Origin of the sequence: Streptomyces gobitricini, from assembly GCF_039532985.1 — a bacterium.
GTDB lineage: Bacteria > Actinomycetota > Actinomycetes > Streptomycetales > Streptomycetaceae > Streptomyces > Streptomyces gobitricini.
Window position 1 is genome coordinate 224,375 of sequence record NZ_BAAASR010000013.1, and the last position, 20,792, is coordinate 245,166.

A 20,792-nucleotide genomic window follows, 5' to 3' on the forward strand; every position below is an offset into this window, starting at 1 on the left:
CCGATTCTACGAGCGGCCGCCCCGAACGGCCCAAACGGCGATCGGGGCGGCCGGCGGTCTGCTACGGCGACGGCTACGGCTACGGCTACGGCTACGGCTACGAGGCCTTGGTGCCCGCCGGCTGCCCGCGACGGCCCAGACGGCTGCGGGAGCGCCCGTACAGGAAGTAGACGACGATGCCGATCGCCATCCAGACGGCGAAGCGGAACCACGTCTCGTTCGGCAGGTTGAGCATCAGCCACACCGAGGCGGCCACGGACAGGATCGGGACGGCCGGCACCCAGGGGGTGCGGAACGCCCGCGGCAGGTCGGGGCGGGTGCGGCGCAGGATGATCACGCCGATCGCGACGACCACGAAGGCGAAGAGGGTGCCGATGTTCACCAGGGTCGCCAGCTCGTCGATGCTGGTGAAGCCGGCGACGAAGGCGATGACCACGCCGAGCAGGATGGTGGGCCGGTACGGGGTGCGGAACCTCGGGTGCGTGACGGAGAAGAACCGCGGCAGCAGCCCGTCGCGGCTCATCGCGAAGAACACCCGGGTCTGGCCGAGGAGCAGGATGAGGCACACGGTCGTGAGGCCGACCGAGGCGCCGAAGCTGATCACACCGGCGAAGAAGGGGCGTCCCACCGACTTGAAGGCGTCGGCGAGCGGTGCGCTGACGGACAGGTCGGAGTAATGCTGCATGCCGGTGACGACCAGGGAGACCGCCACGTACAGCACGGTGCAGATGAGGAGCGAGCCGAGGATGCCGCGCGGCATGTCCCGCTGCGGCACCTTGGTCTCCTCGGCGGCGGTGGCGACGACGTCGAAGCCGATGAAGGCGAAGAAGACGACGGAGGCGGCGGTGAAGATGCCCATGACGCCGAAGTTCGTCGGCTCGTAGCCGAAGACCGTCTGGACCAGGGAGGCGTCCCAGCCGGACTGGGTCTCCGGGGTCACCGCCTCGGGGATGAAGGGCGAGTAGTTGTCCCCGACGACGAAGAACAGCCCCGCGATGATCACGATCATGACCACGGTGACCTTGATGGCCACCACGATCGCGGTGATGCGGGCCGACAGCTTCATCCCGACGACCAGGACCGCGGTGAGCACCAGGACCAGGACGAAGGCGAGCAGGTCGAAGGTGCCGCCCACCGCGTCGGGGCCCTGGAGCCAGGCGGGCAGGTGCCAGTCGACGTTGTCCATCAGCGAGCGCACGTAGCCGGACCAGCCGACGGCGACCACCGCGGTGCCGAGGGCGAACTCCAGGACGAGGTCCCAGCCGATGATCCACGCCGGCAGCTCGCCGAGCGAGGCGTACGCGAAGGTGTACGCCGAACCGGCCACGGGCACCGTGGAGGCGAACTCTGCGTAGCACAGGGCGGCCAGCGCGCAGACGATACCGGCGGCGACGAACGCCAGCGCGGTCGCCGGTCCCGCGTTCTCCTTCGCGACCTTGCCCGTGAGGACGAAGATGCCGGTGCCGATGATGACGCCGACGCCGAAGACCGTCAGGTCCCAGGCGGACAGCGACTTCTTCAGTGCGTGTTCGGGCTCCTCGGTGTCCTGGATCGACTGCTCGACGCTCTTGGTCCGGAACATCCCGGTGTCGCGTGACTGCTGGCCCATACTCACCGGCGTACCTCCGTAGCCATCGGCCTCTCCCGCCCATGATCGAGAGGGGCACACCGGCCGCGCCCGCCCTGGGAAGCCCATTCACACGAATGGACCGGCCGGAAACCCCTCGGGGTGCTCCGACCGGCCCAACGCGCTGCCCGACGCGCTGCCCGGCGGGCGGCGCTACGGGACGGCGTCAGTCGCGGGTGGCCTCGACCTCCGCCTGCTCGTACCTGCCGTCCAGCTTGGAGACCAGGCCGGTGACCTGGCGGGCGATGTCCGGGGCGGTGAGCCCGATCTCGGTCATGACCTCCTTGCGGGAGGCGTGGTCGAGGAAGCGCGGCGGGATGCCGAAGTCGCGCAGCGGTACGTCGACGCCGGCGTCGCGCAGTGCCTGGGCGACCGCACAGCCGACGCCGCCGACGCGGCCGTTGTCCTCGACGGTGACGACGACGCGGTGGCGGTCGGCGAGCGGCGCCATGGCCTCGTCGACCGGCTTGACCCAGCGCGGGTCGACGACGGTGGTGGAGATGCCCTGCTTGTCGAGCAGATCGGCGATCTCCAGGCACATGGGAGCGAGCGCGCCGACGGAGACCAGCAGGACGTCCGGCCGGTCGGCGCCAGCCTCGCGCAGCACGTCCATGCCGCCGATCCGGCCCACGGCCTCGACGGCCGGGCCGACCGCGCCCTTGGAGTAGCGCACGACGGTCGGCGCGTCGTCGACCTCGACGGCCTCGCGCAGCTGCGCGCGGACCTGGTCGGCGTCGCGCGGGGCGGCGATCCGCAGGCCGGGGACGACCTGGAGGATCGACATGTCCCACATGCCGTTGTGGGAGGCGCCGTCGGTGCCGGTGACGCCGGCCCGGTCGAGGACGAACGTCACTCCGCACTTGTGCAGGGCGACGTCCATCAGGACCTGGTCGAAGGCGCGGTTGAGGAACGTGGCGTACACGGCGAACACCGGGTGGAGGCCGCCGGTGGCGAGGCCGGCCGCGGAGACGGCCCCGTGTTGCTCGGCGATGCCGACGTCGTAGACCCGGTCGGGAAAGGCCTTCGCGAACTTGTCGAGGCCGACCGGCTGGAGCATGGCCGCGGTGATGGCGACGATGTCCTCGCGCTCATGGCCGAGCTCGACCATCTCGTCGGCGAAGACGCCGGTCCAGTCGGCGCCGGAGGAGGAGATCGGCAGGCCGGTGTCCGGGTGGATCTTGCCGACGGCGTGGAAGCGGTCGGCCTCGTCGGCCAGGGCGGGCTGGTAGCCGCGGCCCTTCTCGGTGAGGCAGTGCACGATGACCGGTCCGCCGAACCGCTTGGCGCGGGTCAGCGCGGACTCCAGGGCCTCGATGTCGTGGCCGTCGATGGGGCCGACGTACTTCAGGCCGAGGTCCTCGAACATGCCCTGCGGCGCGATGAAGTCCTTCAGGCCCTTCTTGGCGCCGTGCAGCGTCTCGTACAGCGGCTTCCCCACGACCGGCGTGCGGTCGAGGATCTCCTTCGTACGGGCCAGGAAGCGCTCGTAGCCGTCGGTGGTGCGGAGCGTGGCGAGGTGGTTGGCGAGGCCGCCGATGGTGGGGGCGTAGGAGCGCTCGTTGTCGTTGACGACGATGACGAGCGGGCGGTCCTTGGCCTCGGCGATGTTGTTGAGCGCCTCCCAGGCCATACCGCCGGTGAGGGCGCCGTCACCGATGACGGCGACGACGTGGTCGTCCCGGTCGAGGACCTCGTTGGCCTTGGCCAGGCCGTCGGCCCAGCCGAGGACGGTGGAGGCGTGGCTGTTCTCGATGACGTCGTGCTCGGACTCGGCGCGCGCCGGGTAGCCGGACAGGCCGCCCTTCATCTTGAGCCTGGAGAAGTCCTGGCGGCCGGTGAGCAGCTTGTGGACGTAGGACTGGTGACCGGTGTCCCAGAGGATCTTGTCCTTGGGGGACTCGAAGACCCGGTGCAGGGCGATGGTCAGCTCGACCACGCCCAGATTGGGACCGAGGTGGCCGCCGGTCTTGGAGACGGCGTCCACCAGGAAGGACCGGATCTCCGCGGCCAGCTGGTCCAGCTGCTCCGGGGAGAGCCGGTCGAGGTCGCGCGGGCCCGTGATACGGGTCAGCAGAGCCACCCGTGCCTCCTTGCGTGTTGAGCTGGTCGAGCTGCCGATTTTGCCGAGTCTAATGTTCCGCCGCGGACGGTGGTCATCGGGCGGTGCGTAATCGCGTCGCGTCATGGGCTCAGACGCGGCAATGCCCGGCGCCGGTTGAGGGCGCCGGGCATTGCGGTGGTCACATTCGACCACAGGACGGGGTCACACTAAGCGCGGCCTGCGGTCTTCTGCGTACGGCGGGAGACCGAGTCGATCACGACGGCGGCGAGGAGCACCGCGCCGGTGATCATGTACTGGATCTCGGACGCCATGCCGAGCATGTTCAGGCCCTGCTGGATCGACTGGATCACGATCATGCCGAGCAGCGCGGACCAGACCTTGCCGCGGCCGCCGAAGAGGCTGGTGCCGCCGATGACGGCCGCCGCGATGACGAGCATCAGGGTGTTGCCGCCGCCCAGGCTCTTGGTCGCACCGCCGGAGAGGCTGGCCACGAAGAGACCGCCGAAGGCGGCGAGCAGGCCCGAGAGGCCGAAGACCAGGATGCGGACCCGGTCGACGTTGATACCGGCGCGGCGGGCCGCCTCGGCGTTGCCACCGACCGCGAAGACCTGCCGGCCGAAGGTGGTGCGGCGGGCGACGAAGTCGGCGACGACCAGGACGGCGAGGAAGAGCACCAGCGCGAGCGGCAGGCCGCGGGCGCCGGCGGGCTCGTTGAGGACGTACGCCACGACGAAGCACAGGACGGCGACGAAGCCGGCGCGCAGCACGATCTCGCCGACCGGGCGGGCCGGCAGCGCGGCGGCCTTGCGGCGCTTGCTGTCCAGCAGGAGCGAGCCCGCGTAGGCGAGGACGGCGACCAGGGCGAGGCCGTACGCGGCGGCCTTGTCCTCGAAGTAGTAGCCGGTCAGGTGCTCCACGACGCTGCCGGTAGGGGCGTTGATGGAGCCCTCCTGGCCCATGAGCCAGATCTGCAGGCCGCTCCAGCCGAGGAAGCCGGCGAGGGTGACGACGAACGCCGGTACGCCGATCTTGGCGAAGAAGAAGCCGTGGAGGAGGCCGAGGGCGAGGCCGGAGAGGACGGCGATGGCGACGGCGAGCCAGTCGTTCATGCCGTTGCTGACGTTGAGGACCGCCCAGACGGCGGCGCCGACGCCCGCCACGGAACCGACCGACAGGTCGATCTCGCCGAGGAGCAGGACGAAGACGATGCCGACCGCCATGATGCCGAGGCCGGAGGTGTAGACGGCGATGTTGGCGACGGAACTGGCGGAGAGGAAGTTGCTGTTCTGCGACTGGAAGACGATCGCGATGACGACGAGGCCGATGAACACCGGCAGGGAGCCCAGCTCGCCCCCGCGCACCTTGCGGGTGAACTCGGTCCAGTAGCCCTTGAGGCCCTCTTCGCGGACGAGCAGGCGCGGGTCGACGGCCGGGACGGGGGCGGCGGACTGCTCCGCGCCGGGGGCGGGGGTCTTGGTGAGGTCGCTCACTTCGCGTCCTCCTTCGTGGCCGTACGCGCCTGCCGGCGGGTCACGGCGTTGTCCGTGGCGCCGGTGATCGCGGCGATGATTTCTTCGTGGCTGGTGTCCTTGACGTCGAAGACACCGTTGTTGCGGCCCAGGCGCAGGACGGCGACCTTGTCGGCGACGGCGCGTACGTCGGCCATGTTGTGGCTGATGAGGATGACGCCGTGGCCGCGCTCACGCAGCCGCTCGACCAGGTCGAGCACCTGGGCGGTCTGCTCGACGCCGAGGGCGGCGGTCGGCTCGTCCAGGATGACGATCTTGGGGTCGCCGATCAGGGCGCGGGCGATGGCGACGACCTGGCGCTGACCGCCGGAGAGGGCGGCGACCGGGATGCGGACGCTCGGGATGCGGATGGACAGGGTGTCCAGCAACTCCTTGGCGCGCTTCTCCATCGCGATCTCGTCGAGGACGGAGAGGCTCTTCAGCTCGCTGCCGAGGAAGAGGTTGGCGACGACGTCGAGGTTGTCGCAGAGCGCGAGGTCCTGGTAGACGGTCGCGACGCCGAGTTCCTGGGCGTCGTTCGGCCGCTGGATCCTGACCTCGCTGCCCTCCCACTCGATGGCGCCTTCATCGATGGGGTGGACTCCCGAGATGGTCTTGACGAGCGTCGACTTGCCGGCGCCGTTGTCGCCGACCAGGGCGACGACCTCACCGGCGTGGATCTCCAGGTCTACGTCGGTGAGCGCTTGGACGGCGCCGAACCGCTTGGAGACTCCGCGCAACGCCAACACGGGCGTAGCGAACACGTGAATCATCTCCTTCGCCGCCTGTCCGGCGGGGATGGTGGTGCGTGAGGCATGAGGGGTGGGACCCGTCCGGCCGGCTGCCCGGTGCGGGCCGCGTACCGACGCCGCGTCCCAACGCCGTGTGCCGGGGCCGTGCGGCCGAGGGGTGCGCCGGAGGCCGTGTGTCCGGGGGGGCCGGCCGGAGCGCGGGGCGCCTTCGGTGGCCGGTCGCCGGGCGGGGCGGGGCGGTGGTGGCTGGACGGTGGTGGCTGGACGGTGGCGGATACGGCTCGCGGCGTGCGTGGCCGGGCCGGCACGGAGGGGTCCGGGGAGGTGAGTCCGGCGCCCGCCCGCGCTCGCGGGGCGTGGAGGGGCGGGCACCGGACCGGTCCGGGAGGAGCCGGTGCTACTTGATGCCGGCGGCGGCGCAGGCGGCCTTGTACTCGGCCGTGCAGATGTCCGCGGCCTTGTAGACCTTGTCCGCGACGATCGTGGAGGCGATGTTCTCCTTGGTCACGATCTGCGCGTCGTACAGCTTGGCCGGGATGTCCTTGAACTCACCGGTGAGGCTGGTGACCTTGGTCGGGGTGAGGGCGGCGATGTCCTCGCCCTTGAGGAGCTTGACCGCGATCTCGGCGGTGGTCTCGGCCTCCGGCTTGATCTGCTTGTAGATCGTGAAGGCCTGGTCGCCCGTCAGGATGCGCTGGAGACCGGCGAGCTCGGCGTCCTGGCCACCGACCGGGACCTTGACGCCCTGCTTCTTGAGGGCGGTGATGATGCCACCGGCCATGCCGTCGTTGGCGGAGTAGACACCCTGGAAGCCGTTCTTGCCCAGGGAGTCGATGGCGGCGCCCATCTTCTTGTTGGCCTCGTCCGGGGACCAGTCCGGGATGTCCTGCTCGTAGACGACCTTCTTGACGCCGGTGTCCAGGACGCTGTGGGCGCCCTTCTTGAAGAGCGGGGCGTTGGGGTCGGTCGGCGAGCCGTTGATCATGACAACGTTGCTCTCCTTGGCCTTGGCGCCGAGCGCCTTGACCAGGGCCTCGCCCTGGAGGCGGCCGATCTTCTCGTTGTCGTAACTGACGTAAGCGGCGATCGGGCCCTCGGCCAGGCGGTCGTACGCGACGACCTTGACGCCCTTCTTCTCGGCCTGCTGCACCCAGGACTTGGTGGCCTTGTAGTCGACCGCGTCGAGGATGATCACCTTGACGCCCTGCGTGACGAGCGCGTCGAACTGCTTCTTCTGGGTCTCGGTGTCCTGCGCGGCGTTGTTGTACTTGACCTCGCAGTCGCCGCACAGTTCCTTGATCTTCGCCTCGATGATCGGGCGGTCGAACGTCTCGTAGCGGGTCGTCTTGTTCTCCGGCAGCAGCAGACCGATGGTCTTGCCGTCGCCTCCACCGTCGCCGGCGTCACCGTCGCCCGCCTTGCCACAAGCGGCGAGGGAAGCGGCCATCGATACCGCTGCCGTGCCTATGACGATGCGTCGCGTCATTGCGTTCATGTGGGGTTGCCTCCCTGACGAGGCCGCGACGTTGCGGCCGAGGTGGCTGGAAGTCAACTCGGCCGCACCCTCGTCGTCAAGGAGTAAATTGACAACGAGATGACAACGGTGCCATCCGTTATCTAAGTGAACGCAGGAGTGACCGGCGCGAGGGCGTTCTCCAAGAGGGTCGAATCACCCATTTCGTTCAGCACCAGCGCGAGCGCCCCGAGCACCTCCGCGCGGCCCCCCAGGGCCCCCGGAGCGACCGAGAGCTGGCGGGCGGCGCTGGGGATGGCGTACCGGGAGACCGACTCGCGGATGGGCCCCAGCACCAGTTCCCCGGCCTCGGCGAGGTCGCCGCCCAGGACCACGCGGCTGGGGTTGAGCAGGTTGCACAGGTTGGCGACGCCGCTGCCGATGTGCCGCCCGACGTCCCCGATCACCCGGCGGCAGCCCGGGTCGCCCTCGCGCGCCAGCTGCACGACCCTCTCCATGGTCAGATCCGCCCCGTGGCCGGGCTGGAGCAGCGGCAGGACGTAGCGGGCGGCGGTGAACGTCTCCAGGCACCCGCGGTTGCCGCAGCGGCAGACGGGGCCGGACTCGTCGAGCGTGATGTGCCCGATCTCGCCGGCGGTGCCGCCCGGGCCCCGGTAGATCTGCCCGTCGATCACCAGGCCGGCGCCGACACCGCTGGCGACCTTGATGTACGCCAGGTCCTTGACCCCGCGCCCGCCGCCCCAGACCAGCTCGCCGAGCGCGCCGAGGTTGGCGTCGTTGTCGACGTACACCGGGACGCCGAGGCGGCTGGAGAGCTCCTCGCTGGGATTGATGCCCCTCCAGCCCGGCAGGATGGCGGTGGAGCCGAGAGTTCCGGAGGAGACGTCGATGGGGCCGGGGACACCGAGCCCGACGCCGATCACCTTGTCCTGACCGATCCCGGTGGCCGCGATCAAGCGTTTGACCAGCGCCTCCGCCCGGTCGAAGCCCTCTTTGGACGAGGCGTCGACGTCGAGCGGCTCCGCCTCCTCGGCGAGCACCTGGTGGGCCAGGTTGCCGACGGCGACGCGCAGGTGCGTGTGGCCGAAGTCGACGCCGATGACGATGCCGGCGTCCCCGCTGAGCGAGACGCTGCGGGCCCGGCGGCCGCCCGCCGACGTGGGGGTCACCTCGACCGTGCCGCCGTCCTTCAGCTCACGGACGATGTTGGAGACCGTGGCGGCGGACAGGCCGGTGGTCCTGGCGATCTCCGCCTGGGTGAGCGAACCCGCCATACGCACCGCGCGCACGACCCGCTCGAGATTGGCCCGATGCAGAGATGTCTGCGACCCCGGAGTCTCCATCGACTCACTCACTCCTGCCGTTTTCTCCAACATGTGAACTCTAAGCTGAGCCTTTTGGGTTGGTCCCCGTCAAGACCTTGAGCGTTGCAGGCCTCCGATGAGCGAATTAGATGCGGAGAAATCGGATATTTGCCTCTGGCCGTAGGAAAACGGCCCGTCGGGAGCGCGGGCTCCACCGACGGGCCGTTTCGTTTCGTGATGTGACTACTTCAGCGCACCGGCCGTGAGGCCGGACTGCACCTGCCGCTGGAAGATCGAGTACACGATCAGTACCGGCAGCATGGCGATCATCATGCCGGCCATCAGGGCGCCCCAGTCGTTCTCGTAACCCTGCTGCAACGCGATCATCGCCAGACCCTGGGTGAGGACGTATTTGTCCTCCTGCTGGTTGAGCACCATCGGCAGCAGGTACTGGTTCCACTGCCCCAGGAAGTTGAAGATGCCGATACTGATCAGCCCGGGCTTGGCCATCGGCAGCATCACCTGGAAGAAGGTCCGCGTGTGCGAGGCGCCGTCGATCATCGCCGCCTCGGCCACCGAGGTCGGCAGCGTACGGAAGAACGCCGTCATGAAGAAGACGGTGAACGGCAGCGAGTACGCGATGTAGACCAGGATCAGTCCCTGGTACGTGGCCAGCAGCGAGCTGCCCGGGAAGTCCCGCAGGACGAAGAAGAGCGGAATGACCAGCATGAAGACCGGGAAGGACATGCCGGCGACGAACAGGTAGTAGATGAAGCGGTTGCCGGGGAAGGTGAAGCGGGCGAGGACGTACGCGGCCATCGACCCGAGCACCATCGTGCCGACGACGGACCCGCCGACCACGATCGCGGTGTTGACGAAGTACTGGCCCATGTTCGCGTCGTTCCACGCGTTGGACCAGTTCTCCCAGCGCAGGACGGTGGGCAGGCCCCACGGGTCGGTCAGGATGCCGTTGCTGTCCTTGAAGGCGCTCCACAGCACCCACAGCAGCGGCACGCCCACCATCAGCGCCCACACCACGAGGATGCCGTGGGAGAAGACGTTGAGCACGCCCCCCTCGGAGGTGCGGCCGGCCGTGGGGCCGAGCCGCCGGGTGACCTCGGCAGGGGCGGCGGGCCCCCGCTTGGTCACGGCTTCGATCTCTTCGGTCGTCATCCGCCGCACCCCTAGTACTCGATCCGCTCACGGCGCGCGAAGCGCATCGTGAGCACTGCGAAGGTCATGGTGACGATGAGCATCGCGACGCCCATCGCGGCGGCGTAGCCGAACTGGCTGTCCCGGAAGGCCGTCAGGTAGAGCCGCAGCGGCATGACGTCCGTGGCACCGTCCGGGCCGCCCATGTTCACCGACATGATCTGGACCAGCGCGAACGCGTCCAGGGCGATGATGCCCATGTACACCCAGCCGGTCTGGACGGTGTCCCACAGCAGCGGGAGCGTGATCCTGAAGAAGGTGTCGAACCGGTTGGCGCCGTCGAGCAGGGCCGCCTCGTACATGTCCCGGGGGATGGAGGCCATGGCGGCGGAGAACAGCACCACGTAGAAGCCGACGTGGCTCCAGACCATCACCGCGCTGATGCACCACAGGGCCAGGCTCTTCTCCCCCAGCCACGCGTTCTGCAGGGAGTCCAGCCCCACCGCGCCCAGCAGGGAGTTGAGCATGCCGTCGTCCGGATCGGGGTTGTAGATGTTGAACCAGATGACGGCGATGATCGTGATGGAGATGACCTGGGGGAAGAAGAAGACGAACTTGTAGAACCTGGAGCCGGCGACACCGGTGACGACTTCGTTCTTCCGGCGGCGTCCGCCCACATTGAGCATGAAGGCGAAGAAGAGGCCGAGTGCGAGCGTGACCAGCGGGACGAACGCCAGCATGTAGACGTTGTGGCGCAGCGCGTTCCAGAACTCGTCGCTCTCCCAGAGCTTGCCGAAGTTGTCGAGGCCGACGAACTCCGCGGTCCCCACCAGGCCGGACCAGTCGGTCATCGAGATCTGGAACGCCTGGACGAACGGCGAGATGACGAAGACACCGTAGATGAGCAGAGGCAGGGCCAGGAAGCCCACGATGAATCGGTATTTGCCGTGTTGCATGGTGCTCCCCGGCCCTTCCCCTCTTTGTGCCGGAACTGTCAGGTCAGGTGATCCATACCTCGGGCGTCACGCCGTGCGCCTGAACTTGGTGACGGAGTCGTCCTTGGCCACCTTGTCGCACTCCGCCTGCGTCTTCCTGATCCAGTCGGCGGCCTTGAGCTCGCCGGCGAGCAGCTGTCCGGTCAGACCGCCGATCTTCTCGTCGGTCAGTGCCGGGTACCACTCCTGGAGCTGAAGGCTGATCAGGTTGTCCCCGGCCTCCTGGAAGACCTTGCTGGCGGACGCCAGTCCGGGTGAGAGGGTCATGCCCTCGGTGGCGTCCATGACACAGGTCAGGGACTTCACCTTGGTCGCGAAGTTCTGCGCGTGCTTCCGGGAGAGCATGATGCGCAGCAGCTCCATGCCGCCGGCCGGATTCCTGCCCTTGCTCGCGACGATGTACGGCTCGCTCGGCTCGGCGCGCAGGGTGCCGTGCGGCATCTTGTCGCCGGTGCCGTCGAAGAGGGCGCCGACGGCCATGCCGAAGTCGGCGGGCGTGGTGGGGGCGGCCTCGTTCTCGACCCAGGAGCCGTTGGGGATGAAGACCGCCTTGCCCTTGGTCCAGGCGGTCTGCGACTGGATGTGGGTCAGGCCCTGGCTGCCTTCGAGGAAGTACTTCTTGGCCGCGAGCTCCTCGTAGTGCTCGATGACCTCCTTCACCGCGTCGCTGGAGGTCCAGGCCTTCGGCTCCAGGTTGTCGATCGCGATCCACTTCTCCATGCCGCCGATCTTGGCGATCTGGGCGAAGAGGTTGAAGTGTACGTAGTAGGGGAATTTGCCGGCGTACGTCCAGGGGGCGATGCCGGCCTTCTTGATCTCGCCGCAGAGCGCGACCATCTCGGAGAGGCTCTTGGGGTACGCCCAGCCCTTGTCGGCGAGCAGCTTGCGCGAGTACCAGGTGCCGTAGATGGTGAAGGCGTAGTAGAGCACGTCGAAGGTGTCGCCGTGCCTGCCCTTCTCGACGGTGCTCGGGTGGATCGTGTCCCGGACCTTCTTCGCCGGGTCGTCCATGGAGGGCGCGTCGAGCAGTGCGGTGAGGTCCTGGAGCTGGCCCTGGGTGGACAGCTTGTTCATGTCGAGGTGGTCCGCGCCGGAGTTGTCGATGACGTCCGGCGGGTTGCCGCCCGCGAAGCGCGGGGTGAGCTTGGGGCCGACCTGCTGGGTGCCGGTGTGCTTGACCTCGGCGCCGTAGGTGGCCGCGTAGTCGGCTTCGGCGTCCTTGGCGTACTGGTCGCCGAGGCCCCCCTTGAAGATGAACGCCTCCAGCGGGGCGCCCTTGACCACGCCGAGCGGGTTCTTCTCGGACTTGGGGCCCCCGGGGGCCTTGGTCTCCTTGCCGCCGTCACCACCGCCACCGCCGGTGGCGCAGGCGGACAGGAGGCCCGCGGTCGGTACGGTGATCAGGCCGAGTGCGGCGGACCGCTTGATCAGGTCGCGACGGCCGAGGCCGTCACCGTTCTTGCGGGCGGAGGTGGATCCCATGCTCAAGTCCTCGCCTTCTCCAGGACTCAGGCGGTGTACCGGTCACCCGTTCTGCTCGCCTGAGGCGAAGGGCCCCGCCACCGCGGTCATTTGCTGGGTCGTGCAGGTGCTGGGTGTTTCACGCAGTACGGGTGGCGCGATGTCACTCGGACGCCGACAGGTATAGTCCACTTCGCGTCAGATGAGCAAGATCGAAAGCAACTTTGGTCAGCAGTCTTTCCCGAGTTGAGACCTCGGGGAAAGCGCGAAGGCCCCGGTCCGCATTCCCCGGCCACGGCTTACGGCGAAACGGCTGAATCAGGTCTTCCCACGCCGGCAACACCCTTGACACCGCCTGCCACTTGGCTCCCTACTGGTTCCTGCGCACTTCGCCTGACAACGTTGTCCAACGCGCTTCGGCAGGAGGCAGGACGCGGGATGCAGCCCAGACAGCCCAGCACGTCCGGACCGGGAACCCGACACCGATTCGCCCGTACGGCCGCCCTCGTGGCGGCCGCTTCGCTGATCGCGGCGGCCGCCCCGCCGGCCGCCGGCCTCGCCCTCCCGGGCGACCGACCGGGCGCGGCCGGAGGGGAGTTCCGGTCGTCCTTCGAAGCGGACGAGCGCCCGCCGGACTGGCGCGACACCGTCGACGTCGGCGCCGACGGCCACCGCAGGGCGTCCGGCGTCGACGGCGCCTTCACGGCGGGGATACCGGGGAACGTCACCGACAAGGTCACGGCGGTGCGCGCCAGCGGCGAGAACGGCGGCGCCGGGGAGACCAAGGAGAATCTGGTCGACCTCCAGCCGAGCACCAAGTGGCTCACTTTCTCCCCCACCGCCTGGGCCGAATTCGACCTGGACGAACCCGTCAAGGTGGTGACATACGCGCTGACTTCCGCGAACGACCACGCCTCCCGGGACCCCAGGAACTGGACGCTCAAGGGGTCGGTGGACGGTACGGAGTGGAAGGTTCTGGACACCCGAGAGGGCCAGACCTTCGAAAAGCGCTTCGAAACCCGGACCTACGACTTCAACAATTCAACGGAGTACGCGCATTACCGGCTGGAGATCTCCGGCAACAACGGCGCTCAGGGCATCACCCAGCTCGCCGACGTCCAGTTCTCGAACGGTGACACCTCCACCCCCGTCCCGCCCGACATGCGCAGCCACGTCGACCGCGGGCCCGGCGGCTCCCCCACCGCCAAGGCGAACGCCGGGTTCACCGGGGTGCGCGCGCTGCGGTACGCGGGCACGCACAGGCCGGACGGCCGGGCGTTCTCGTACAACAAGGTCTTCGACGTCCACACGCTCGTGCGGCGCGACACCGAGCTGTCGTACCGGATCTTCCCCTCCATGCCGGAGACGGACCTGAACTACCCGGCCACGCACGTCGCCGTGGACCTGGCGTTCACCGACGGCACGTACCTGAGCGACCTGCGGGCCGTCGACAGCCACGGCGGGGCGCTCACACCGCGGGGGCAGGGCGCGGCGAAGCGGCTCTACGTCAACCAGTGGAACCAGGTGACCTCGGGGATAGGGACGGTCGCGGCCGGGCGGACGGTGGACCGGATCCTGGTGGCGTACGACTCGCCCAAGGGCCCCGCGAGGTTCCAGGGCTGGATCGACGACATCACGATCGGGCGCGCCGAACCCGCGAAGCGGCACGCGCGCCCCTCCGACCACGTCTCGACCGTCCGCGGCACCAACTCCAGCGGCTCCTTCTCGCGCGGCAACACCTTCCCCGCGACGGCCGTGCCCCATGGCTTCAACTTCTGGACGCCGGTGACCAACGCCGCCTCCAAGAGCTGGCTGTACGAGTACGCGCGCGGGAACAACGCGGACAACCTGCCCACGGTCCAGGCGTTCAGCGCCAGCCACGAGCCGAGCCCCTGGATGGGCGACCGGCAGACCTTCCAGCTCCTGCCCTCCGCCGCCGCCGGAACGCCGGAGACCGACCGGGTGCGCCGCGCGCTGCCCTTCCGGCACGAGAAGGAGACGGCCAGGCCGCACTACTACGGTGTCACCTTCGAGAACGGCATCAAGGCCGAGATCACTCCGACCGACCACGCCGCGATGATGCGGTTCACCTACCCCGGCGCGGACGCGTCGGTGGTCTTCGACAACGTCACCGACGAGGGCGGCCTGACGCTCGACCCGGCGACCCGGTCCTTCACCGGGTTCTCGGACGTCAGAAGCGGCCTGTCGACCGGCGCGACGCGCATGTTCGTGTACGGCGTCTTCGACGCGCCGGTCACCGGTTCGGCGTCGGCGGGCGTCAAGGGACACCTGCGGTTCGACGCGGGCGCGGACCGGACCGTGACGCTGCGCATGGCGACGTCCCTGATCGGCGTGGAGCAGGCGCGGCGGAACCTGGCCTCGGAGATCCCCTCCGGCACCCGGTTCGCCCAGGTGCGGGAGCGGGCGCAGGACGCCTGGGACGGCCTCCTGGGCCGGGTGAGCGTCGAGGGCGCGACCCGGGACCAGTTGGTCACCCTGTACTCCAACCTCTACCGGCTGTACCTCTACCCCAACTCCGGCTTCGAGAAGGTCGACGGCAAGGACCGGTACGCCAGCCCCTTCTCGCCGCGGACCGGGCCGGACACCCCGACCCGGACGGGCGCGAAGATCGTCGACGGCAGGGTGTACGTCAACAACGGCTTCTGGGACACGTACCGGACGACCTGGCCCGCGTACTCCTTCCTCACCCCACGCAAGGCGGGCGAACTGGTCGACGGCTTCGTCCAGCAGTACAAGGACGGCGGCTGGATCTCCCGCTGGTCCTCCCCCGGTTACGCGGACCTGATGACCGGGACGTCGTCCGACGTCGCGTTCGCCGACGCGTACGTCAAGGGGGTCGGCTTCGACGCGGAGGCGGCGTACGAGGCGGCGCTGAAGAACGCGACGGTGGTGCCGCCCTCGTCGGGCGTCGGGCGCAAGGGCATGGTGACGTCCCCCTTCCTCGGTTACGCCTCCACCGAGACCCACGAAGGCCTGTCCTGGTCCCTGGAGGGCTACCTCAACGACTACGGCCTGTCGAAGATGGCCGACGCGCTGCACAAGAGGACCGGGAAGACCCGGTACGAGGAGGAGGCGGCCTACTTCCTGAACCGGGCGCGCAACTACGTCACCCTCTTCGACAAGGAGGCCGGCTTCTTCCAGGGGCGGGACCCGAGGGGCGCGTGGCGGGTGCCGTCGTCCTCGTACGACCCGCGGGTGTGGGGTCACGACTACACGGAGACCAACGGCTGGGGCTACGCCTTCACCGCGCCACAGGACAGCCGGGGCCTGGCGAACCTGTACGGCGGCCGGGCCGGTCTGGCGAAGAAGCTCGACACCTACTTCGCGACGCCCGAGACGGCGTCCCCGGAGTTCGTCGGCTCGTACGGCAGCGTCATCCACGAGATGACGGAGGCGCGGGACGTACGGATGGGCATGTACGGCCACTCCAACCAGGTCGCCCACCACGTGACGTACATGTACAACGCCGCCTCCCAGCCGTGGAAGACGCAGGAGAAGGTGCGCGAGGTGCTGTCGAGGCTGTACACGGGCAGCGAGATCGGGCAGGGGTACCACGGCGACGAGGACAACGGCGAGCAGTCGGCCTGGTGGCTGTTCTCGGCGCTGGGGTTCTACCCGCTGGTGATGGGCAGCGGGGAGTACGCGATCGGCTCGCCGCTGTTCACCAAGGCGACCGTGCGGATGGACAACGGCGCGAAGCTGGTGGTCAAGGCCCCGGAGAACAGCGCGCGGAACATCTACGTGCGGGGGCTGAAGGTCAACGGCAAGCGCTGGACGTCCACGGCGCTGCCGCACGCGCTGGTGGCGCGGGGCGGGACGCTGGAATTCGACATGGGTCCAAAGCCGTCGGCGTGGGGCACGGGCCGGCACGCGGCGCCCGTCTCCATCACCCGGGACGACGCGGTGCCCTCGCCGCGCCGGGACGTGCTGGCGGGCGCGGGTGAGCTGTTCGACGACACCTCGGCGACGGCGGCCGCGGTGGAGGCGGTGGAGCTGCCGGTCCCGGCGGGCGGTACGCGGGCGGTGCAGTACACGCTGACCTCGTCGGCGCGGGACGAGGCCCCCTCGGGCTGGGTGCTCCAGGGGTCACGGGACGGTACGGCGTGGACGGACCTCGACCGGCGGTCGGGTGAGGCCTTCGTGTGGGACCGGCAGACGCGGGTGTTCACGGTGGCGCGGCCCGGTACGTACCAGCGCTACCGGCTGGTGCCGAGCGCGGTGTCGACGCTGGCGGAGGTGGAACTGCTGCGCTGAGCCCGCGCCGGTCCGGTGCGAACGGCGGCCCGGCGCGCGGGGGAGCACCCGCGCGCCGGGTCTCCATCCATGTCCGGACGTTCACCCCTGGCTCTGGATGCCGGTGGCGCGAACGCGGCACTACGGTGCGTACTTGGCGGGGACATGCTCAGCGGAAAGGCAGCCTGATGACACACGCTCCTCACAGGTCCGCTTCCCGTACCTCCGCACCGAAGGCCCCCGGGACACCCGGGGAAGCGACGTCGCTCTTCGTCAACGGCCACTTCCCGCGCCGACGGGGGCTGATCGTGCTCGTCAGCGCGCTGTTCGGCTTCGCCATGACGGTGGTGTGGTCGGCGGAGTTCGTCGACCGGACGATCGGCGACAACGTCGCGGGCGCCCTCCTCGGGCACGAGGCGCGGGACGTGCCGATCGGCGGTGTCCCGGCCGGGATCGCGTTCGCGCTGGCCACCGGTGTGGCGGGCACGTTCACCGCCTGCAACGTGGCCGCGTTCAGCGCGATCGCCCCGCTGGCGGGCAGCGTCCGGACCCGGCGCGGGCGGCTGGCGCGGGTCCTTGCGCCGCTGGGGCCGCTGGCGGCCGGGGCGGTGCTGGTGTCGGCGCTGTACGGCGTGGTCGTCGCGCTCGTCGGGACCGGGATGCCGCAGTTCCAGGAGGGCGCCGGCGGGACGTCGGCCGGCCTCTCGCCCAGGCTGGTCCAGGCCATGGTGGTGTTCGGGGTCATCGGCGTGGTGATGGTGTGCCTCGGGCTGGCGTCCATGGGGCTGGTGCCGGATCCGCTGGCGCGTCTGTCGGCGCGGTACCCGGGCGCTCCGATGTTCGTGATGGGCGCGCTGATCGGCGCGTTCCTCGTCGGGCGGCCGTTCGCCCTGTTCCGGCAGTTGTTCCGGGACGCGGCGGAGAGCCACAACGTGCTCTACGGGGCGGTGGCGTTCAGCCTCCAGGCGCTCGGCAACGTGCTGATCATGGCGGTCGTGTTCGTCCTGGTGGCGCTGTCGGCCGGTGACCGGCTGGGCCGCTGGTTCGCCGCGAACCCGCGCCGGGCGTCCGCCGTGACCGCGGCCGCGTTCATCGCCGCGGGCGTGTTCATGATCCTGTACTGGGACGTACGGATCCTGGCCCGCAGGGAGATCATCTGGTACCCGATGGCTCCGTGGGCCTGATCGATACGGGATTCCGTGGGCCTGATCGATACGGGAAGGGCCGCACCCCCGTCACCGGGAGTGCGGCCCTTGCGCGTGAGCGCTGTCCGATCAGTTGCGGATCAGGTTGCGCAGCACGTACTGCATGATGCCGCCGTTGCGGTAGTAGTCGGCCTCACCGGGGGTGTCGATGCGGACGACCGCGTCGAACTCGACGCCCGTGTCGGTGGTGACCTTCACCGTGCGCGGCGTGGTGCCCTCGTTGAGCTCGGTGACACCGGTGATGGAGAACGTCTCCTCGCCGGTCAGACCGAGCGACTCGGCGGACGCGCCCTCGGGGAACTGGAGCGGCAGGACGCCCATGCCGATGAGGTTCGAGCGGTGGATGCGCTCGTAGGACTCGGCGATGACGGCCTTGACGCCGAGGAGCGCGGTGCCCTTGGCCGCCCAGTCGCGGGACGAGCCGGAGCCGTACTCCTTGCCGGCCAGGACGACGAGGGGGATGCCCTGCTCGATGTAGTTGCGCGAGGCGTCGTAGATGAACGACACCGGGCCGTCCGCCTGGGTGAAGTCGCGGGTGTAACCGCCCTCGGTGCCCGGCGCGATCTGGTTGCGCAGGCGGATGTTGGCGAACGTGCCGCGGATCATGACCTCGTGGTTGCCTCGGCGCGAGCCGTAGGAGTTGAAGTCACGACGCTCCACACCGTGCTCGGTGAGGTACTGGCCGGCCGGGGTGTCGGCCTTGATGGCGCCGGCCGGGGAGATGTGGTCGGTGGTGACCGAGTCGCCCAGCTTGGCCAGGACGCGGGCACCGGTGATGTCGGCGACCGGGGTCGTCTCCATCGTCATGCCCTCGAAGTAGGGGGGCTTGCGGACGTAGGTGGACTCGGTGTCCCACTCGAAGGTGTCGCCGGTCGGGATCGACAGCGCCTGCCACTGGGCGTCGCCCGCGAAGACGTCCTGGTAGGACTTGTTGAACATGTCCTCGCCGATGGCGTTGGCGACGACGTCGTTCACCTCGGCCTCGGAGGGCCAGATGTCCTTCAGGAAGACCGGGTTGCCGTCCTGGTCGCTGCCGAGGGCGTCCTTGGTGATGTCCACCTTCATGGAGCCGGCGAGGGCGTACGCGACCACCAGCGGCGGGGACGCCAGGTAGTTCATCTTGACGTCGGGGTTGATCCGGCCCTCGAAGTTGCGGTTGCCGGAGAGGACCGAGGTGACCGCGAGGTCGTGGTCGTTGACGGCCTTGGAGACCTCCTCCGGCAGCGGGCCGGAGTTGCCGATGCAGGTGGTGCAGCCGTAGCCGACGAGGTTGAAGCCGACCTTGTCGAGGTACGGGGTCAGACCCGCCTTGTCGAAGTAGTCGGTGACGACCTTCGAGCCCGGGGCGAGGGTGGTCTTGACCCACGGCTTGCGGGTCAGGCCCTTCTCCACGGCCTTCTTCGCGACGAGCGCGGCGGCGACCATGACGTACGGGTTCGAGGTGTTGGTGCAGGAGGTGATCGCGGCGACGGTGACGGCGCCGTGGTCGAGCTCGTACGTCGACCCGTCGGGGGCGGTGACGGTGACCGGGTTGGACGGGACCGCCCCGCCCATGGCCTCGTCGTGCTGCGGGGCGCCGGCGCCGTTGTCGTCGTGGCCGTAGGCCGGGGCGTCGGAGGCGGGGAACGACTCGGCGCTCGCCTCGTCGACCGGGGACGCCACGCCGTGCGGCCGCTCCTGCTGCGGGACGCCCGACTTGCGGTCGTCGCCACCGGTCACGCCCGCCTCGACGTAGTTGAGGACGTCCTGGGCGAACTGCTCGGCGGCGTTGGCGAGGACGATGCGGTCCTGCGGGCGCTTGGGGCCGGCGATGGAGGGGACGACCGTGGAGAGGTCGAGCTCCAGCTTCTCGGAGAAGTCCGGCTCGGCGGCCGGGTCCAGCCAGAGGCCCTGCTCCTTGGCGTACGCCTCGACGAGCGCGACCTGCTGCTCGGAGCGGCCGGTGAGCTTGAGGTACTTCAGCGTCTCGCCGTCGATCGGGAAGATCGCGGCGGTGGAGCCGAACTCGGGCGACATGTTGCCGATGGTGGCGCGGTTCGCGAGGGAGGTGGCGGCGACGCCCTCACCGTAGAACTCGACGAACTTGCCGACGACGCCGTGCTTGCGCAGCATCTCGGTGATGGTGAGCACCAGGTCGGTGGCGGTGGTGCCGGCGGGCAGCTCGCCGGTGAGCTTGAAGCCGACGACGCGCGGGATCAGCATGGAGACCGGCTGGCCGAGCATGGCGGCCTCGGCCTCGATGCCGCCGACGCCCCAGCCCAGCACACCGAGGCCGTTGACCATGGTGGTGTGGGAGTCGGTGCCGACGAGGGTGTCGGGGTACGCCTGGCCGCCCCGGACCATGACCGTACGCGCCAGGTGCTCGATGTTCACCTGGTGGACGATGCCGGTGCCGGGCGGGACGACCTTGAACTCGTCGAAGGCGGTCTGGCCCCAGCGCAGGAACTGGTAGCGCTCCTTGTTGCGGCCGTACTCCAGCTCGACGTTCTGGCCGAAGGCCTCCGCCGTGCCGAACTTGTCGGCGATGACGGAGTGGTCGATGACCAGCTCGGCCGGGGCCAGGGGGTTGATCTTCGCCGGGTCGCCGCCGAGTTCCTTGACGGCCTCGCGCATGGTGGCGAGGTCGACGACACACGGCACACCGGTGAAGTCCTGCATGATCACGCGGGCGGGCGTGAACTGGATCTCCTGGCTCGGCTGAGCCTGCGAGTCCCAGCCGCCGAGCGCCCGGATGTGGTCGGCGGTGATGTTCGCGCCGTCCTCGGTGCGGAGCAGGTTCTCCAGGAGGACCTTGAGGCTGTAGGGGAGGCGGGCGGAGCCCTCGACCTTGTCCAGCCTGAAGATCTCGTACGACTCGTCGCCCACGCGCAGCGTGCTGCGGGCGTCGAAGCTGTTCGCCGACACGACAGTCTCCTTCATCAATGTGCGCGTTCTTACCGCATCCTGCCGCGTCAGGCTCCTCGCCGATCCGCTAAGGTAAGGCTTAGTTAGGTAACCC

12 protein-coding genes are annotated in these 20,792 nt (G+C 69.3%); 2 read left to right on the forward strand and 10 right to left on the reverse strand.

From position 1 onward, the window contains the following. Positions 1 to 97 precede the first annotated feature (97 nt). From ABD347_RS10705 to ngcE, 9 genes are all read right to left on the reverse strand, one after another. A complete protein-coding gene (locus tag ABD347_RS10705; protein WP_344359854.1) occupies positions 98 to 1,582 on the reverse strand; it encodes an amino acid permease in 1,485 nt (494 codons plus the stop codon). Between the two features lie 211 nt (positions 1,583 to 1,793). After that, complete coding sequence (dxs, locus tag ABD347_RS10710) at positions 1,794 to 3,707, reverse strand: 1-deoxy-D-xylulose-5-phosphate synthase (RefSeq protein WP_344359502.1); 1,914 nt, start codon at positions 3,705 to 3,707, stop codon at positions 1,794 to 1,796. 188 nt (positions 3,708 to 3,895) lie between these two features. Then, positions 3,896 to 5,179 carry a sugar ABC transporter permease gene (locus ABD347_RS10715; RefSeq protein WP_344359504.1) on the reverse strand — a complete coding sequence of 428 codons (1,284 nt, stop codon included), beginning with the start codon at positions 5,177 to 5,179 and terminating at the stop codon, positions 3,896 to 3,898. Beyond that, a complete protein-coding gene (locus tag ABD347_RS10720; RefSeq protein ID WP_344359507.1) occupies positions 5,176 to 5,970 on the reverse strand; it encodes an ATP-binding cassette domain-containing protein in 795 nt (264 codons plus the stop codon). Before ABD347_RS10720 ends, ABD347_RS10715 begins: the two co-directional genes overlap by 4 nt. 376 nt (positions 5,971 to 6,346) lie before the next feature. Next, positions 6,347 to 7,444: a substrate-binding domain-containing protein gene (locus tag ABD347_RS10725; protein WP_425575619.1), complete on the reverse strand. Its 1,098-nt coding sequence runs from the start codon at positions 7,442 to 7,444 to the stop codon at positions 6,347 to 6,349. Positions 7,445 to 7,566: 122 nt separating this feature from the next. Continuing rightward, positions 7,567 to 8,766 (reverse strand): ROK family transcriptional regulator, encoded by a 1,200-nt coding sequence (locus ABD347_RS10730; protein WP_344359510.1) that lies wholly within the window; start codon positions 8,764 to 8,766, stop codon positions 7,567 to 7,569. A 204-nt stretch (positions 8,767 to 8,970) separates the two neighbouring features. Next, a complete protein-coding gene (locus tag ABD347_RS10735; protein WP_344359512.1) occupies positions 8,971 to 9,900 on the reverse strand; it encodes a carbohydrate ABC transporter permease in 930 nt (309 codons plus the stop codon). Between the two features lie 11 nt (positions 9,901 to 9,911). Next, positions 9,912 to 10,835 (reverse strand): carbohydrate ABC transporter permease, encoded by a 924-nt coding sequence (locus ABD347_RS10740; protein WP_344359514.1) that lies wholly within the window; start codon positions 10,833 to 10,835, stop codon positions 9,912 to 9,914. A 66-nt stretch (positions 10,836 to 10,901) separates the two neighbouring features. Then, positions 10,902 to 12,356, reverse strand: coding sequence for an N-acetylglucosamine/diacetylchitobiose ABC transporter substrate-binding protein (ngcE, locus tag ABD347_RS10745; RefSeq protein WP_344359517.1), 1,455 nt, complete (start codon positions 12,354 to 12,356; stop codon positions 10,902 to 10,904). Between the two features lie 417 nt (positions 12,357 to 12,773). On the opposite strand from ngcE, the gene ABD347_RS10750 reads away from it, so the two are divergent. After that, a complete protein-coding gene (locus tag ABD347_RS10750) occupies positions 12,774 to 16,610 on the forward strand; it encodes a GH92 family glycosyl hydrolase (RefSeq protein ID WP_344359521.1) in 3,837 nt (1,278 codons plus the stop codon). Positions 16,611 to 16,777: 167 nt separating this feature from the next. Continuing rightward, on the forward strand, positions 16,778 to 17,773 hold the full coding sequence (locus ABD347_RS10755; RefSeq protein WP_344359523.1) for a hypothetical protein: 996 nt from the start codon (positions 16,778 to 16,780) through the stop codon (positions 17,771 to 17,773). Between the two features lie 90 nt (positions 17,774 to 17,863). On the opposite strand, the gene ABD347_RS10760 is transcribed toward ABD347_RS10755, so the two are convergent. Then, positions 17,864 to 20,698, reverse strand: a complete 2,835-nt coding sequence (locus ABD347_RS10760; RefSeq protein WP_344359525.1) for an aconitate hydratase — start codon at positions 20,696 to 20,698, stop codon at positions 17,864 to 17,866. Positions 20,699 to 20,792 lie beyond the last annotated feature (94 nt).

What these genes read in the sequence shown, in the direction of transcription:
- ABD347_RS10705 (WP_344359854.1), bottom strand. Translation starts at nt 1,582, where the DNA reads ATGTTCCGGACCAAGAGCGTCGAGCAGTCGATCCAGGACACCGAGGAG.
- ABD347_RS10720 (WP_344359507.1), bottom strand. Translation starts at nt 5,970, where the DNA reads ATGATTCACGTGTTCGCTACGCCCGTGTTGGCGTTGCGCGGAGTCTCC.
- ABD347_RS10725 (WP_425575619.1), bottom strand. Translation starts at nt 7,444, where the DNA reads ATGAACGCAATGACGCGACGCATCGTCATAGGCACGGCAGCGGTATCG.
- ABD347_RS10730 (WP_344359510.1), bottom strand. Translation starts at nt 8,766, where the DNA reads ATGGAGACTCCGGGGTCGCAGACATCTCTGCATCGGGCCAATCTCGAG.
- ABD347_RS10735 (WP_344359512.1), bottom strand. Translation starts at nt 9,900, where the DNA reads ATGACGACCGAAGAGATCGAAGCCGTGACCAAGCGGGGGCCCGCCGCC.
- ABD347_RS10740 (WP_344359514.1), bottom strand. Translation starts at nt 10,835, where the DNA reads ATGCAACACGGCAAATACCGATTCATCGTGGGCTTCCTGGCCCTGCCT.
- ngcE (WP_344359517.1), bottom strand. Translation starts at nt 12,356, where the DNA reads ATGGGATCCACCTCCGCCCGCAAGAACGGTGACGGCCTCGGCCGTCGC.
- ABD347_RS10750 (WP_344359521.1), top strand. Translation starts at nt 12,774, where the DNA reads ATGCAGCCCAGACAGCCCAGCACGTCCGGACCGGGAACCCGACACCGA.
- ABD347_RS10755 (WP_344359523.1), top strand. Translation starts at nt 16,778, where the DNA reads ATGACACACGCTCCTCACAGGTCCGCTTCCCGTACCTCCGCACCGAAG.